This is a genomic window from Hephaestia sp. MAHUQ-44 (genome assembly GCF_023806085.1).
Classification (GTDB): domain Bacteria; phylum Pseudomonadota; class Alphaproteobacteria; order Sphingomonadales; family Sphingomonadaceae; genus Sphingomonas.
In genome coordinates, this window is sequence record NZ_JAMSLX010000005.1 from 160,926 (window position 1) to 175,450 (window position 14,525).

At 68.3% G+C, this 14,525-nt stretch carries 13 protein-coding genes; 7 read left to right on the top strand and 6 right to left on the bottom strand.

Annotation, left to right across the window (positions count from 1 at the left end):
* Nucleotides 1-10 precede the first annotated feature (10 nt).
* The 4 genes from prsK to NFE57_RS07495 all read left to right on the top strand — a co-directional run bounded on the left by prsK (nucleotide 11) and on the right by NFE57_RS07495 (nucleotide 6,422).
* Nucleotides 11-2,068, top strand: coding sequence for an XrtA/PEP-CTERM system histidine kinase PrsK (gene prsK / locus NFE57_RS07480; protein WP_252134949.1), 2,058 nt, complete (start codon nucleotides 11-13; stop codon nucleotides 2,066-2,068).
* A complete protein-coding gene (prsR, locus tag NFE57_RS07485; RefSeq protein WP_252134950.1) occupies nucleotides 2,065-3,420 on the top strand; it encodes a PEP-CTERM-box response regulator transcription factor in 1,356 nt (451 codons plus the stop codon). The genes prsK and prsR overlap by 4 nt, the downstream gene beginning before the upstream one ends.
* On the top strand, nucleotides 3,413-5,458 hold the full coding sequence (locus NFE57_RS07490) for a tetratricopeptide repeat protein (protein ID WP_252134951.1): 2,046 nt from the start codon (nucleotides 3,413-3,415) through the stop codon (nucleotides 5,456-5,458). Before prsR ends, NFE57_RS07490 begins: the two co-directional genes overlap by 8 nt.
* A 154-nt stretch (nucleotides 5,459-5,612) precedes the next feature.
* Nucleotides 5,613-6,422: an ATP-binding protein gene (locus tag NFE57_RS07495; RefSeq protein WP_252134952.1), complete on the top strand. Its 810-nt coding sequence runs from the start codon at nucleotides 5,613-5,615 to the stop codon at nucleotides 6,420-6,422.
* 9 nt (nucleotides 6,423-6,431) lie between these two features.
* On the opposite strand, the gene NFE57_RS07500 is transcribed toward NFE57_RS07495, so the two are convergent.
* The gene (locus NFE57_RS07500; RefSeq protein ID WP_252134953.1) at nucleotides 6,432-8,210 is read right to left on the bottom strand and encodes an ABC-F family ATP-binding cassette domain-containing protein; all 1,779 of its coding nucleotides are present in this window, start codon (nucleotides 8,208-8,210) and stop codon (nucleotides 6,432-6,434) included.
* 106 nt (nucleotides 8,211-8,316) lie between these two features.
* On the opposite strand from NFE57_RS07500, the gene NFE57_RS07505 reads away from it, so the two are divergent.
* The 3 genes from NFE57_RS07505 (at nucleotide 8,317) to NFE57_RS07515 (ending at nucleotide 10,847) form a co-directional block, all read left to right on the top strand.
* Nucleotides 8,317-8,646, top strand: a complete 330-nt coding sequence (locus tag NFE57_RS07505) for a hypothetical protein (RefSeq protein WP_252134954.1) — start codon at nucleotides 8,317-8,319, stop codon at nucleotides 8,644-8,646.
* A gap of 34 nt (nucleotides 8,647-8,680) precedes the next feature.
* Entirely contained in the window at nucleotides 8,681-9,358 is a 678-nt protein-coding gene (locus NFE57_RS07510; protein WP_252134955.1) for a response regulator transcription factor, read from the top strand.
* A gap of 181 nt (nucleotides 9,359-9,539) precedes the next feature.
* Nucleotides 9,540-10,847 (top strand): sensor histidine kinase, encoded by a 1,308-nt coding sequence (locus NFE57_RS07515; RefSeq protein ID WP_382279989.1) that lies wholly within the window; start codon nucleotides 9,540-9,542, stop codon nucleotides 10,845-10,847.
* Nucleotides 10,848-10,891: 44 nt separating this feature from the next.
* Here the strand turns inward: NFE57_RS07515 and NFE57_RS07520 are convergent, their stop codons facing one another.
* The 5 genes from NFE57_RS07520 to rpmD form a co-directional block, all read right to left on the bottom strand.
* On the bottom strand, nucleotides 10,892-11,440 hold the full coding sequence (locus NFE57_RS07520) for an SRPBCC family protein (RefSeq protein ID WP_252134957.1): 549 nt from the start codon (nucleotides 11,438-11,440) through the stop codon (nucleotides 10,892-10,894).
* Between the two features lie 67 nt (nucleotides 11,441-11,507).
* Nucleotides 11,508-12,161, bottom strand: coding sequence for an adenylate kinase (locus tag NFE57_RS07525; protein ID WP_252134958.1), 654 nt, complete (start codon nucleotides 12,159-12,161; stop codon nucleotides 11,508-11,510).
* Between the two features lie 93 nt (nucleotides 12,162-12,254).
* The gene (secY, locus tag NFE57_RS07530; RefSeq protein WP_252134959.1) at nucleotides 12,255-13,619 is read right to left on the bottom strand and encodes a preprotein translocase subunit SecY; all 1,365 of its coding nucleotides are present in this window, start codon (nucleotides 13,617-13,619) and stop codon (nucleotides 12,255-12,257) included.
* A 91-nt stretch (nucleotides 13,620-13,710) separates the two neighbouring features.
* Nucleotides 13,711-14,235, bottom strand: a complete 525-nt coding sequence (rplO, locus tag NFE57_RS07535) for a 50S ribosomal protein L15 (RefSeq protein WP_252134960.1) — start codon at nucleotides 14,233-14,235, stop codon at nucleotides 13,711-13,713.
* A gap of 93 nt (nucleotides 14,236-14,328) precedes the next feature.
* Nucleotides 14,329-14,523, bottom strand: a complete 195-nt coding sequence (gene rpmD / locus NFE57_RS07540) for a 50S ribosomal protein L30 (RefSeq protein WP_252134961.1) — start codon at nucleotides 14,521-14,523, stop codon at nucleotides 14,329-14,331.
* Nucleotides 14,524-14,525 lie beyond the last annotated feature (2 nt).

A 14,525-nucleotide genomic window follows, 5' to 3' on the forward strand; every position in this document is an offset into this window, starting at 1 on the left:
CGGCGCAACGATGGTCCAGCCGCTTATCCTGTGGGGCCATGCACTGGCAGCACTCCTGTTCGGGGTGCTTGCTGTGTCGCAGGTGCGCGGGGCGGGCAGCGCCTTGCCGCGGCTGACCTTCCTGATCGCGCTGGGCATGACCGCCTTGTGGGCGCTTGCCGTCGCCGGGATCGACGATCGCGAGGTGGCGCCGCGCCTGACCGAATCGCTGCGCAACCTCGCCTGGCTCGCCTTCATGTACGCACTGGTGCGGCGCGGGCGGCGGGCAACGGAAAGCGCCGCGATCACCGGTATCTACACGATCGTCGGCCTGATCGTATTGATCGGGCTGGCGCTGGGGCTGACGGCCGAGGGCAGCGCCCCCGCGTTCGCCGGGGTGCGGATGGTACTGGCCATGATGGTCGCGGTGTCGGCGCTGGTGCTGGTGCATCACCTGCACGTCGCGGTGTCGCCACGCGCACGCGACGGCATCCGGCTGGCAGTGATGGCGCTGGCGGCGCTGTGGCTGATCGATCTGCTGCTCACCGCCGCCGCTTATGCGGGCATCGAGGACAAGAGCCCGATGATCGCGATCCGCGGCTTCGCGGTCGCCGCGCTGGCGCCGCTGTTCGCGCTCGCCGTCCATCGCAACGGCGACTGGTCGCTCCGCTTGTCGCGGACGGTGACCTACCAGTCGCTCTCGCTGATCGGCATCGCGGTCTATGTGCTGTCGATGGTGCTCGCGACGAGCGCGATCACCGCCTGGGGCGGCGGCCATGCCCGGATCGCGCAGACCGCGTTCGTGTTCGGATCGACCGCCGCCGCGCTGACCCTTCTTTCCAGCCCGTGGTTGCGCGCGTGGATCCGGGTCAAGCTCGCCAAGCATCTGTTCCGCCATCGCTATGATTATCGCGCCGAATGGGTGCGCTTCACCGACACGCTGGGCCAGCCGGGCGCCGACGCCGCGCCGCTCGATGAGCGTATCGTCAAGGCGATCGCCGACCTGACCGAATCGCCCGGCGGGGTGCTGCTGGTGCCCGAGGAGGCCGAACTGGGCTTCGGCGCGGCGTGGAACTGGCCCGCCGACGCGCTGCCGAGCCAGACCGGCGACGCCGCGCTGGCCGCCTTTCTGGGTGCGAGCAGCCGGATCGTCGAACTCGACCGTCTCCGCACCGGGCATGGCGACCCCGCCGAACTGGCGAGCGTACCGATCTGGATGCTCGATTGCACGCAGGCCTGGGTGCTGGTGCCGCTGGTCCATTTCGGCCAGCTTACCGGCGTCATCCTGCTCGCGCGCCCCCCGCTCGACCGCGCGCTCGACTGGGAGGATTTCGACCTGTTGCACATCGCCGGGCGGCAGGTGGCGAGCTACCTTGCCGAAGCCCGCGCGCAAGGGGCGCTCGCCGATGCGCAGCGTTTCGACGAGTTCAACCGGCGCTTCGCCTTCATCCTGCACGACATCAAGAATCTGGTGAGTCAGTTGAGCCTCGTCGCGCGCAACGCCGAGCGCCACGCCGACAATCCCGATTTCCGCGCCGACATGATCGCGACGCTCAAGGAATCGGCCGGGCGGATGAACGACCTGCTCGCGCGGCTGTCGCTCCATCACGCCGGGGGCACGCGCACCGAGCCGCCGACCACGATCCACATCCTGCCGCTGATCGAACGCGTGGCCGCCGGCCGGCGCGCGCAGCACCCGATCGTCACCAGCGGGACTGACGACGCCATCATCGAGGGCGATCCCGCGCGGCTCGAACAGGTGCTCGGCCATCTCGTCCAGAATGCGATCGAGGCGAGCCCGCCGACCGAGCCGGTGACGCTCGCCATCTCGACCGATGGCGAGCGCGTGGCGATCGACGTGATCGACCGCGGGTGCGGCATGGCGCCAGGGTTCGTGCGCGATCAATTGTTCCGGCCGTTCGTCTCCTCCAAGCCCGGCGGGTTCGGGATCGGTGCGTTCGAGGCGCGCCAGTTGACCGCCGCGATGGGCGGCGAGGTGAGCGTGACCAGCCGCGAGGGCGAGGGCACGCGCTTCCGCGTCACCCTGCCCGCCGCGCGCCGCCGTGCCGCGCTGGACGCCGTCGCATGAGCGGCCCCCGCAAATTGCTGATCGTCGAGGACGATCTCGGGCTCCAGCGGCAATTGCGCTGGGCGTATGACGATTATGTCGTGCTCGTCGCAGGCGACCGCGCGACCGCGATCGACCTGCTGCGCGCCGAGGAACCCGATGTCGTCACGCTCGATCTGGGGCTGCCGCCCGACCCCGACGGGGTGAGCGAAGGCTTTGCCACGCTGGCCGAGATGCTCGCGCTCAAGCCCGACACCAAGGTGATCGTCGCCTCGGGCCATGGCGCGCGCGACAGTGCACGCCGCGCGATCGCCGAGGGGGCGTGGGATTTCTACCAGAAGCCGATCGACATCGACACGCTGGGGCTGATCGTCGCGCGCGCCTTCCACGTCCACGATCTCGAGGTCGAGAACCGGCGGCTGGCCGAGCGCGGCGACGGCGCCACCGCCGGGCTGGGCGGAATCATCACCGCCGCGCCCGAAATGCTCAAGGTGATGCGCACGATCGAACGCGTCGCCGCCGCCGATGTCTCGGTGATGCTGCTCGGCGCGAGCGGGACCGGTAAGGAATTGCTCGCGCGCGGGCTGCACGACGCGAGCCCGCGCAGCCGGGGCGCGTTCGTCGCGATCAATTGCGCCGCGATCCCCGAGACGCTGCTCGAAAGCGAATTGTTCGGGCATGAAAAGGGCGCGTTCACGGGCGCGGTAAAAACCGTGATCGGCAAGATCGAACAGGCCGCGGGCGGGACGCTGTTCCTCGACGAGGTCGGCGACATTCCGCTCGCGCTTCAGGTCAAGCTGCTGCGGTTCCTGCAAGAGCGCGTGATCGAGCGGATCGGCGGGCGCCGGCACATCGCGGTCGACACGCGGATCGTGTGCGCGACGCATCAGGATGTCGACACGATGGTGGCCGAGGGGCGCTTTCGCGACGACCTGTATTACCGGCTCGCCGAGATCGTCGTGCGTATCCCCGCGCTCGCCGAGCGGCCGGGCGATGCCGGGCTGCTGGCGCGGCATTTCATCAAGAAGCACGCGCACGCGATGCGCAGCCAGGCCACCACGCTGTCGGCCGACGCGCGCGCCGCGATCGACGCCTGGGGCTGGCCGGGCAACGTCCGTGAACTGGAGAACCGCGTCAAGCGCGCGGTCATCATGGCCGACGGCAAGAGCGTGACCGCCGCCGACCTCGATCTCGACACCGCCGCCGACGACGCACCGATCAATCTCAAGGCCGCGCGCGAGAGCGCCGACCGCAAGGCGATCCGCCACGCGCTGGCCCGCGCCGAGGGCAATATCTCGAACACCGCCAAGCTGCTCGGGATCAGCCGGCCGACGCTGTACGATCTGCTCAAGAATTACGGCCTGCATGCCTGACCAGCCGGGTGCCGCGATCGTACTGGTCGGGGAACCGCGCTTCCGCCGCAAATGGACGCAGCGCAACGGCGAGCGGCGGCGGCGGCGGGTGCGCTTGTCTCCAACGATGGCACGCGTGTTGACGCTGGCGGTGGCGATCCTGCTGTTCGCCGCGCTTTATGCCTTCGCCCCGCGCCCCGAGCCCGCCCCCGACCGTGCCGCCGCGACCGAGGCGCTCACGCGCGCGCTGGTGCTGTTCGGGCGCGGCAATGTGAGCGGGGCGCTGACAGCAGCGCAGGAGGCGACCAACGCCGACAGGAATTGGGGGCTGGCGCACGCCTTTGCCGCGCGGCTGCATTTGGCGCAGGGCGATGGCGATGCCGCTGAAGCCGCGATCGTGCGTGCGCGGCGCACCGGCTTTGCGCCCGAGCGTACGCAGCATCTGCTTGCCGACGCGTGGCTGCTCCAGGGCGATCCCGCGCGCGCGATCGCCAAAGCCCGCCAGGCGCCGCCGCGTTACGCCGCTTATGCGACGCGGGTCCGCGCGCGCGCCGCCGCCGCACAGGGCGAGGCAGGCGCGGCGCAGGCGCTGCTCGCGCCGTTGCTCGATCATGACGATGCCGCGGCCTGGGCCGATCTCGGGACGATCCGGCGCGATACCGGGGATATCGGCGGCGCGATCGACGCCACCGCCCGCGCGGGCGCGATCAACCCCGCGATTCCCGGCCTGCTCGTGCTCAAGGGCACGCTGGTGCGCAGCCAATACGGCCTCGTCGCCGCGCTGCCATGGTTCGAGGCGGCGGACCGGCATGATCCCGCCGATCTCGACGCGCTGGTCGAGGAGGCCGCGACGCTGGGCGATCTGGGGCGGGCGCAGGACATGCTGGCGGTGACGCGCCGCGCGATCGCGACCGACCCCGCCGATCCGCGCGCTTATTATCTGCAGGCCGTGCTCGCCGCGCGCGCGGGGCGGTTCGATCTCGCGCGCGTGCTGCTCCAGAAAACCGGGGGCACGCTGCGCGGGATGCCCGCCGTGATGCTGCTCGGCGGGATGCTCGATTATCATGACGGCGCCTATGAACAGGCAATCGGCCAGTGGCGCGCGCTGGCCGGCACCCAATCCTATAACCTGACCGCGCGACGGCTGCTTGGCGCCGCGCTGCTGCGCGCGGGCGATGCCAAGGGCGCGCTCGACGTGCTGCGGCCGGTGGCGCTGCGCGCCGATGCCGACCGTTACACGCTGACGCTGGTCGCGCGTGCGTTCGAGGCGATCGGCGAGCGCGACTGGGCGGGGCTTTATCTCGATCGCGCGGCCGCCCCCGAGCGCGGCGCGGCGACACCGTTCGGGACCGAGGACAGCCTCGCCATGCTCGCCGCGGCCGCCGAGGACGCACCCGGCGATCCGCAGGCGGCGGTCGATTATGTGCGCGGGCTGATCGAAACCGTCCAGCCCGCCGCGGCGCTGGTGCGCGCGCGTCAGCTTGCGCAGGCCGCGTCCGGCGCGCCGGCGGCGCATTTGCTGGTGGGCGACGTGCTCGCCGCGGCCAACCACCAACAGGACGCGGCGGCTGCTTATGCGCGTGCCGCCGACCTGCGGTTCGACGCCCCGACCGCACTTCGGCTGGTGACCGCGCTCGACCGAGCCGGACGGCGCGACGCGGCGGCGCACACATTGGGGCTCTACCTTGCGCAGAACCCGGAGAGCCGCGACGCGCAGCGGCTGATGGCGCGCTGGCAATTGGCGGCGGGCGATTGGGACGACGCGATCGCCACGCTCGAACGACTGCGGGCGCGGACCGGTGACACCGATGCGATGCTGCTCGCCGAACTCGGCAGCGCGCATCTCGGGCGTGGCGACATGGCCGAGGCGACCCGGCTGACCGCGGCCGCGCACCGCCTTGCGCCGCTCGATCCGGCGATTACCGATGCTTATGGCTGGGCATTGTTCAAGACCGGCCGCCGGGCCGCGGCGCGCCAGCTGCTCCGCCAGGCGGTGGCGACCGCGCCCGACCACCCCGGCCTGCGCGCGCATCTGGCGCAGGCGACGGCCGTGCGTTGAGGGCTGACGCGGGCATATCGTTTCGTTAGAGCCGCTTCATCGTCGTTCGCCCTGAGCTTGTCGAAGGGCCGTTCCTGGTTCGCGCCGGCAAAGAAGAACCGTGCTTCGACATGCACGGCGCGACCGGAAAACACTGGACAACCGGGGTATCCGCATGACCGATCCGATCGACCGTATCGCCGCCGCGCTCGAGCGGCTGGCCCCGCCCCCGCCGCCGACGGCCGATCCGCTGGCGCACCAGGCCTATGTCTGGCGCGGCGACGGGCTTGCCGCCGCGCGCCAGTTCGCGCCGCTAGCGCTCGATATGCTCCACGGGGTGGAGAACCAGAAGGCCGCGCTGGTGGCCAATCTCGAACGGCTCGCCGCGGGCCATGCCGCGCAGGACGTGCTGCTGTGGGGCGCGCGCGGCACGGGCAAATCGGCGCTGGTCAAGAGCGCGGTCGGGCACGTTCAGGCCGCGGGCGGCGCGCTGGCGCTGATCGAGGTGGTGACGCATCAACTCGATGATCTGGCGACGCTGTTCGACGCGATCGCGCCGGTTGAGCGCGCCTTTGCCCTGTTCATCGACGATCTCGGCTTCGATGCGGCGAGCGATGCGCGCGCGCTGCGATCGATGCTCGAAGGCGGTGCCGAGGCGCGCCCCGCCAATGCGCGGCTGGTCGTCACCTCCAACCGGCGCCATCTGGTGCCGCGCGACATCGCCGAGCAGGACAGCGCGATCAACCCGCGCGATTCGATCGACGATCACCTCGCGCTCGCCGACCGGTTCGGGCTCAGCCTCGGCTTCCACGTCGTCGATCAGGACGGCTATCTGGATATCGTGCGCGGCTATGCTGTGGCCTATGGCCTGCCGTTCGACCCGCAGGAAGCGGTCAATTGGGCGACCCGCCGCGGCAGCCGATCGGGCCGCGTCGCGTGGCAATATGTCGTCGATCTGGCGGGGCGGAACGGGAAGGCGCTGTAGCCCTCGGCCTCAACCGAGCGCGTCGACCTGTTCGGCGAGGTCGAGCCAGCGCAGTTCGGCGGCATCCTTCTCCGCGCGCGCCTTCTCGATCGCCTTCATCAGCGCATCGAAGCGCTTCGGGTCTTTCGCATAGAGATCGGGATCGGCCAGCGCGGCCTCGTCGCGGGCGATGGTGGCATCGAGCGCCTCGATCCGGCCCGGGAGCAGATCGTAGTCGCGCTGGTCCTTGTAGCTGAGCTTGACCGATCTGGGCGGCGGGGGCGCGGCAGGCGCGGGCTTCGGCGCTGCCTTTTTGGGTTCGGCGCGCTGGCTGCGCTGGCGTACCCAATCCTCATAACCGCCCGCAACGGCATCGATCGTGCCCGAACCGTCGAGCCCGAGCGTCACCGTGACGGTACGATCGAGAAAATCGCGATCGTGGCTGACGATCAGCACGGTGCCGTCATATTCAGCGATCACTTCCTGGAGCAGATCGAGCGTCTCCATGTCGAGATCGTTGGTCGGCTCGTCGAGCACGAGCAGGTTCGAATGCCGGGCGAATTCGCGCGCGAGCAGCAGCCGCGAGCGTTCGCCGCCCGAGAGCGTGCCGACCAGCGCGTCGGTCAATTCGGGGTCGAACAGGAATTCCTTGAGATAGCCCTTGATGTGCTTGCGCACGCCGAGCACGTCGATCCAGTCGCCGCCATCGGCGAGGATGTCGCGGACGCGTTTTTCGGGCGCCATCATCTTGCGCTGCTGATCGATGATGACCCCGTCGAGCGTCTTGGCGAGCCGGACGCTGCCCTCGTCGGGCTGGATCTCGCCGGTCAGCAGCCGGAGCAAGGTCGTCTTGCCGGTGCCGTTGGCGCCGACCACGCCGATCCGGTCGCCGCGCTGCACCCGCAGCGTGAAACCCTTGATGATCGTGCGATCGCCGTAGCGTTTGGTGACATTCTTGGCGTCGATCACCGTCTTGGTGCGCACATCGTCGGCGCCGGTGACGAGCTTGGCCACGCCCTGCGGCCCGAGCATCGCCGCGCGCTCGGCACGCATCTCGTAGAGTTTGGTGAGACGGCCCTGGTTGCGCCGGCGGCGGGCCGTGACCCCGCGTTCGAGCCAATGCGCCTCGAGCTTCAGCCGCGCGTCGAGCTTGTCGGCAGCGCGCGCTTCCTCGGCATAGACCGCCTCGGTCCAGGCCTCGAAGCCGCCATAGCCGACCTCGCTGCGGCGCACCTTGCCGCGATCGAGCCACAAGGTCTGGCGCGTCAGCCGGGTGAGGAAGGCGCGATCGTGGCTGATGACGATGAACGCGCCCGAAAAGCGTGCCAGCCAATCCTCAAGCCATTCGATCGCGCCGAGATCGAGATGGTTGGTCGGCTCGTCGAGCAGCAGCACGTCGGGGTCCTGCGCCAGCGCGCGGGCGATCGCGGCGCGGCGACGTTCGCCCCCCGAGGCCGTCGACGCCAGCCGCGACAGATCGATCCCGATCTGGTCGGCGATCGCCTCGGCCTCGTGGCGCTCGGGCGCGTCGTCGCCGCCCAGCACATAATCGAGCAAGGTTTCAGAGCCGGTGAGATCGGGTTCCTGTTCGAGCAGCACGACGCGCGTGCCGGGCTTGATCATGCGGCGGCCTTCGTCGGAATCGATGATCCCGGCGAGCGCCTTGAAGAAGGTCGTCTTGCCCGCGCCGTTACGGCCGATCAGCGCGAGCCGATCGCGCGGGCCGACATGCACGTCGAGCCCGCGGAACAGCCAGCCGGTGCCCTGGTTCAGACCGAGGTTTTCATATGCGAGGACGGGAGCAGCCATGGTGCCGCGTCCCCTAGGACGCCGGGGCCGGAACGGCAAATGCCGCATGCCGGCGATGAGCGCGACGTGAGCGGGGCATTCATAGGCTATTCAACGCATCGCCGCTATGCCACACGCCATGAGAATGGCTGTCGTCTCTGCGTTCTGCGCCCTTGCGGCACTCGCCGTGACCGGTTCCGCGCAGCCCGCGGAAGCGGCACAGCATCGCCGTGGCGATCAGCAGGAAGCCTTTGAGGCACGCCGCGACGGTCGAATCCTGCCTTTGCGCGAGATCGAGCAGCGGATCGTGCCGGCGATGAAGGATTCGCGCTATCTTGGCTTTGTGTTCGATTCGGCGAGCGCCATTTACACGCTCAAGTTCCTGCGCAATGGAGTCGTGATCTGGGTGGACGTCGATGGGCGGACAGGCCGCATCATCGGCCGGACCGATCGCTGACCACCCCGCCGACGGCATAACAGGGAGACTGCACGTGCGCGTTCTGATCGTCGAGGATGAGCCGAGCCTGGGCCAGCAGCTCAAAAGCACGCTCGAGGGCGCCGGCTATGCGATCGACCTCGCCACCGATGGCGAGGAAGGCCATTTTCTGGGCTCGACCGAAACCTATGACGCGGTGGTACTCGACCTCGGCCTGCCCGAGATCGACGGGCTGACCGTGCTCGACCGCTGGCGCAAGGACGAACGCGTGATGCCCGTGCTGGTGCTCACCGCGCGCGACAGCTGGTCGGACAAGGTCGCCGGGCTCGATGCCGGGGCCGACGACTATCTCGCCAAGCCGTTCCAGACCGAGGAACTGATCGCCCGGCTGCGCGCGCTGATCCGCCGCGCCTCGGGCAATGCCTCGTCCGAGCTGACCGCAGGCGACGTGCGGCTCGACACGCGGTCGGGCAAGGTCTCGCGCGCCGGCGAGCCGGTGAAGCTGACCGCGCAGGAATATAAATTGCTGAGCTATCTGCTCCACCACAAGGGCAAGGTCGTCAGCCGTACCGAGCTGATCGAGCATATTTACGATCAGGATTTCGACCGCGATTCGAACACGATCGAGGTGTTCGTCACGCGCATCCGCAAGAAGCTGGGACAGGACGTGATCACCACGATCCGCGGCCTCGGTTACAGCCTCGAAGATCCCGACGATCGCCGGGAAGCATAAACCCCCTCCGTTCGCCCTCAGCCTGTCGAAGGGCTGTTCTTCTGTCATCCGGGAAAGGAAAAACGGTGCTTCGACAAGCTCGGCACGAACGGAATAGCCTGTCGGCGACGGGCTGATGGCAACCGCCACCGAACCGCCGGAGCAAGCCGACGTCCGCGTCTCGGGCTCACTGAGCCGGCGGATGATCCTGATCGCGGCGGTGTGGATCGCGTTGATGCTCGCCGGCGGCGGGTTCGCGCTCGATCGCGTGCTGACCGCCGCCGTCACGCGCAATTTCGACAACGGCATCGAATATATGCTGACCTCGCTGATCGTCTCGGCCGAGATCGGCCCCGACGGCGAGGTCGTCTTCAACCGCGAACTGGCCGACCAGCGCACGCTGGAGCCTTATTCGGGGCTCTACTGGCAGGTGAGCGCGCAGGCGCACGAGGATTTCCCCTCGCGATCGCTGTGGGATCGGCGGCTGGACTATAATCCCGCGCATCACGACGTCGACATCCACGCTTACGACAGCAATCAATTCGCGCGCGAGCGGCTGCGGATCGTCGAACGCGACGTCAAGCTGCCCGGATCGGCGACGTGGTGGCGGTTTCAGGTCGCCGAGAGCCGCGCCACGCTCGATGCCGAGATCGCGGTGCTGCGGCGGACGCTGGTGCGATCGTTCCTGCTGCTCGCGCTGGGGCTGATCGTGATGGCCGCGCTCCAGACCGTTTACGGGCTGATGCCGCTGCGCCGGGTGCAACAGGAGATCGCCAAGATGCGCGCGGGCAAGCTCCAGCGCGTCGAGGGAGCCATGCCGATCGAGGTTGTGCCGATGGTCGAGGAGCTCAACGCGCTGATCGCGCATAACGAGCGGCAGGCCGAAGAAGCGCGGCGCCATGCGGGCAACCTTGCGCACGCGCTCAAGACCCCGCTCACCGTTATCATGAACGCCGCGACCGCAGACGCCGAGGACCTGGGTGAAACCGTGGTGCGCGAGGCGCGGACGATGCGGCGGCAGGTCGATCATCACCTCGCGCGCGCGCGCGCAGTCGGCCGACGCGGCCACGCGCATAGCCGCGCGGACGTGTGGCCGAGCCTCGAAGCGGTCGAGCGCGCGGTGTCGCGGCTCTACCCCGAGGTGCGGTTCGATCTCGACGGCCCCAAGGATCTCCAGGTCCATGTCGAGCGGCAGGATCTCGACGAGATGCTCGGCAATTTGATCGAGAATGCGGCCAAATATGGCGGCGGCAGCGTGTTCGCGACGGTGCGGGGCGAGGCCGGTTATGTCGAGTTCCTGATCGAGGATGACGGCCCCGGCATCGCGCTGGAGGACCGATCACGGCTGTTCGATCGCGGCGCGCGGCTCGACAGCACCAAGCCGGGCACCGGGCTGGGCCTCGCGATCGTACGCGACGTGGCCGAGATATACGACGGCACCGTCGGCCTCGAAGAGAGCGAGGATCTGGGCGGGCTGCTCGTGCGGTTGCGGTTGCCCGCGGCGAGCTGAGCCCGGCACGCTGGCCGCCGGAACAAGGCCGGGGCGACCGGGCCTTATTCGGCGGGACGCGCGGCGGTCGCCTCGGCGGCGGCCTTCATCAGATCGAGCTGGTGCACGAGCACCTGATCGACCGCGGGCGCGAGCGTTTCTCCCCCACCCCGCATATAGCCGCCGACCACATATTCCAGCGTTGCGCGCGTGCCATCGCCGTCCGGTTCGAGCGTGAAGGTGAGCGTTGCGGTGACGGCCTCGCGCTGGAGCGGCCCCAGTCCGCCGACGAGCCGGAGCACGCGCGGCGGCTGGCTGAACACGATCCGCGCGTGTTCGACGCTGCCCTTGCCGGGCAGGCGCTCGCACAGGCAACCTGTCGCCTGCCGATCGAGATAGAGGTTGGCGGAGTCACCCGAATAGGTGTGATCCTTGTCCCACCAAGTCTGCGGCGCGCCGAGCGTCGCCCAGACGGTGTCGAGCGGCGCGGCGATCGTCAGCTCGGTCTTCAGCTCGAAACTGTCGGTCGCGACCGAGACGACCTCCGCCGACGCGACGGTGCTGCCGCCCGCCAGCGCGACCGCGAGCGCGATGGCCCATGATGCGTGCCTCATCCTGCCCCTCCCCCATCAGGGGACGAGCCTATCGCACTTCTACAATCCGAGAAACCGTGGTGCGCGGTTACGCCTTGCCGTCGAGGATCGCTTCGATCGCCTGCGTGACGTGGCCGATGTCGGCCATCCCGTCGACCCGGCGGACGAGCCCGCGGGCGTCGTAGATCGGCAGGATCGGCGCGGTCTTGGCGCGATATTCGACCATCCGCGTGCGCACCGTTTCGGCATTGTCGTCAGGGCGGCGCTTGAAGTCGTGGTTGCCGCACACGTCGCACGTGCCCTCGACCTTGGGCTGCTTGTAGCGCTCGTGATAGCCCGCGCCGCACACCGCGCAGGTATAGCGGCCGACGATGCGATCGACGAGCGCATCCTCATCGACCCCGAGCTCGATCACATAATCGAGCTTGCGGTCCCGCGCGGCGAGCAGCGCGTCGAGCGATTCGGCCTGCGCCGCGGTGCGGGGATAGCCGTCGAAGATCAGCCCGACATCGTTGCCGAGCTGATCGAGCCGTTCGCCGATGATCGCCGAGACGATCGCGTCGGACACCAGTTCGCCCGCGTCCATCACGGCCTTGGCCTGGCGCCCGACCTCGGTGCCGGCCTTGACCGCGGCGCGCAGCATATCGCCCGTCGAGAGCTGGACCATGCCGCGATCGGCGACCAGCCGCTCGGCTTGCGTGCCCTTGCCCGCTCCTGGCGGTCCGAGCAGGATGATATCCACGGCAACGTTCCCCTTCGTCGTCAGCGCATCCGCGCGGCGGCCCCCGTCCGGCCATTCAGCACGAACCCGCCACGCGATGCAAATTCAGGCATGTCAGCGCAGGCGCGCGCCCTTGAGTTTCGCCTTCTTGATCAGATCGCCATATTGATGCGCGAGCAGATGGCTTTGGATCTGCGTCACCGTATCCATCGTCACATTGACGACGATCAGCAGGCTGGTGCCCCCGAGATAGAAGGGGATGGCCAGCGCCGAGACCAGATATTCGGGCACGAGGCAGATGCCCGTCAGATACGCCGCACCCACCACGGTGATGCGCGTGAGCACATAATCGAGATAGGTCTCGGTATTCTTGCCTGGCCGGATCCCCGGAATAAAGCCGCCGTGACGCTTCAGATTCTCCGCCGTCTCCTCGGGATTGAACACCACCGCGGTGTAGAAGAAGGTGAAGAAGATGATGCCCGCGCCGTACAGCGCCATGTAGAGCGCCGACCCGTGCTGGAGATACTGGTTGAGCGTGAGAATAAGATCCCCCCACCAGCTTTCACCCTCCGCACGCTGGCCCGCGAACTGGCTGACCGTGAGCGGAAGCAGCAGCAGCGACGACGCGAAAATCGGCGGAATGACGTTGGCGGTGTTGAGCTTGAGCGGCAGGTGGCTGCGCTCGGCCTGCATCCCGCGCTGGGTGGCGCGCTTGGGATACTGGATCAGGATGCGGCGCTGGGCCAGCTCCATGTAGCAGATGAACAGCGTCAGACCGAGCACCGCGGCGACGATCAGGATCAGGCTGATCGCGTTGATCGAGCCGCTGCGTCCGCCCTGAAGCAGATTGAACAGCGAGGTCGGCATGTCGGCGACGATGCCGGCCATGATGATCAGCGACACGCCGTTGCCGACGCCGCGGCTGGTGATCTGCTCACCCAGCCACATCAGGAACATCGTGCCGCCGACGAGGCTGATCACCGCGGCGACGCGGAACAGCATGCCGGGCATCACGATCGCCTGGACGCCGTTATTGGCGCCGAATGCCTCGAGCCCCACCGCGATGAAATAGCCCTGCACCGCCGTCAGCCCGACGGTGCCGTAGCGGGTATATTGGTTGAGCTTCTTGCGCCCCGATTCGCCTTCCTTCTTGATCGCGGCGAGCGTCGGCGACAGCGAGGTCGCGAGCTGCACCACGATCGAGGCGGTGATATAGGGCATCACCCCGAGCGCGGTCAGCGACATGCGCTTGAGCGACCCGCCCGAGAAGGTGTTGAAGAAATCGAGCACGCCGCCCTGCGTCTGCTGCGAAAGCAGCCCAAGCGCGGTAGGATCGACCCCCGGCAGCGGCACGAAGCTGAGCATCCGGAACACGATGAGCACGCCGAGCGTGAACCACAGGCGCTTTTTTAGCTCGGTCGCCTTCGAGAAATTGGCGAGGCTGATATTGGTTGCCATCTGATCGGCGCGCGATGCCATGTGAATGTCCCGAAAACTGAAGGCGGCGGGTAAGCGTTATGCCGCCCCCCGCCGCTCATATAGTCGTGCCTGGCGGCTTGTCTAACCCGCCTCAGCCTTGCTTGGCGATCTTCTTGACCGAATTCTTCTTGGCGGCCGCCTTTTCCGCGGCCGGAACGACCTTGGCCACCTCGACCGTGCCGCCGATCTTTTCGACCGCGGCAATCGCCGCCTTCGACGCGCCGGCAACCGCGAACGCCACCTTGGTGGTCAGTTCACCCTTGGCAAGCAGGCGGACGCCATCCTTGCCGCCGCGCGCGAGCCCGGCGGCCTTGAGCGCTGCGTGATCGATCACGGCCTTGGTGTCGAGCTTCTTGGCGTCGATCACCTTCTGGATCGCGCCGAGGTTCACCTCGGCATAATCCTTGGCGAAGATGTTGTTGAAGCCGCGCTTCGGCAACCGCATGTGGAGCGGCATCTGGCCGCCCTCGAAACCCTTGATCGAGACGCCCGAACGGCTCGTCTGGCCCTTCTGGCCGCGGCCGCCGGTCTTGCCCTTGCCCGAGCCGATGCCGCGCCCGATCCGCATCTTGCGGTGGCGGGCGCCCTGATTATCGCGGAGATCGTTGAGATTCATGATTGTGCACTCGCTTTCGCTATGTTCGCGCTGAAATGAGGAAGGGGGCCATTAGCCCCCTGCCCCTGATTTGTCACGGGGTGATCGGCGGCCTCAGCCCTCGACCGACACCATGTGCTGCACCTTGCGGATCATGCCGCGCACCTCGGGGGTGTCGCCAAGCTCGACCGTGCGGTGCATCTTGCCCAGGCCGAGGCCCTTGAGCGTTGCAAGCTGATCCTTGCTGCGGCGGATCGGCGACGCGATCTGCGTCACCTTGACCGTGCCGGTTGCTTCCTTCTTCGCCATGC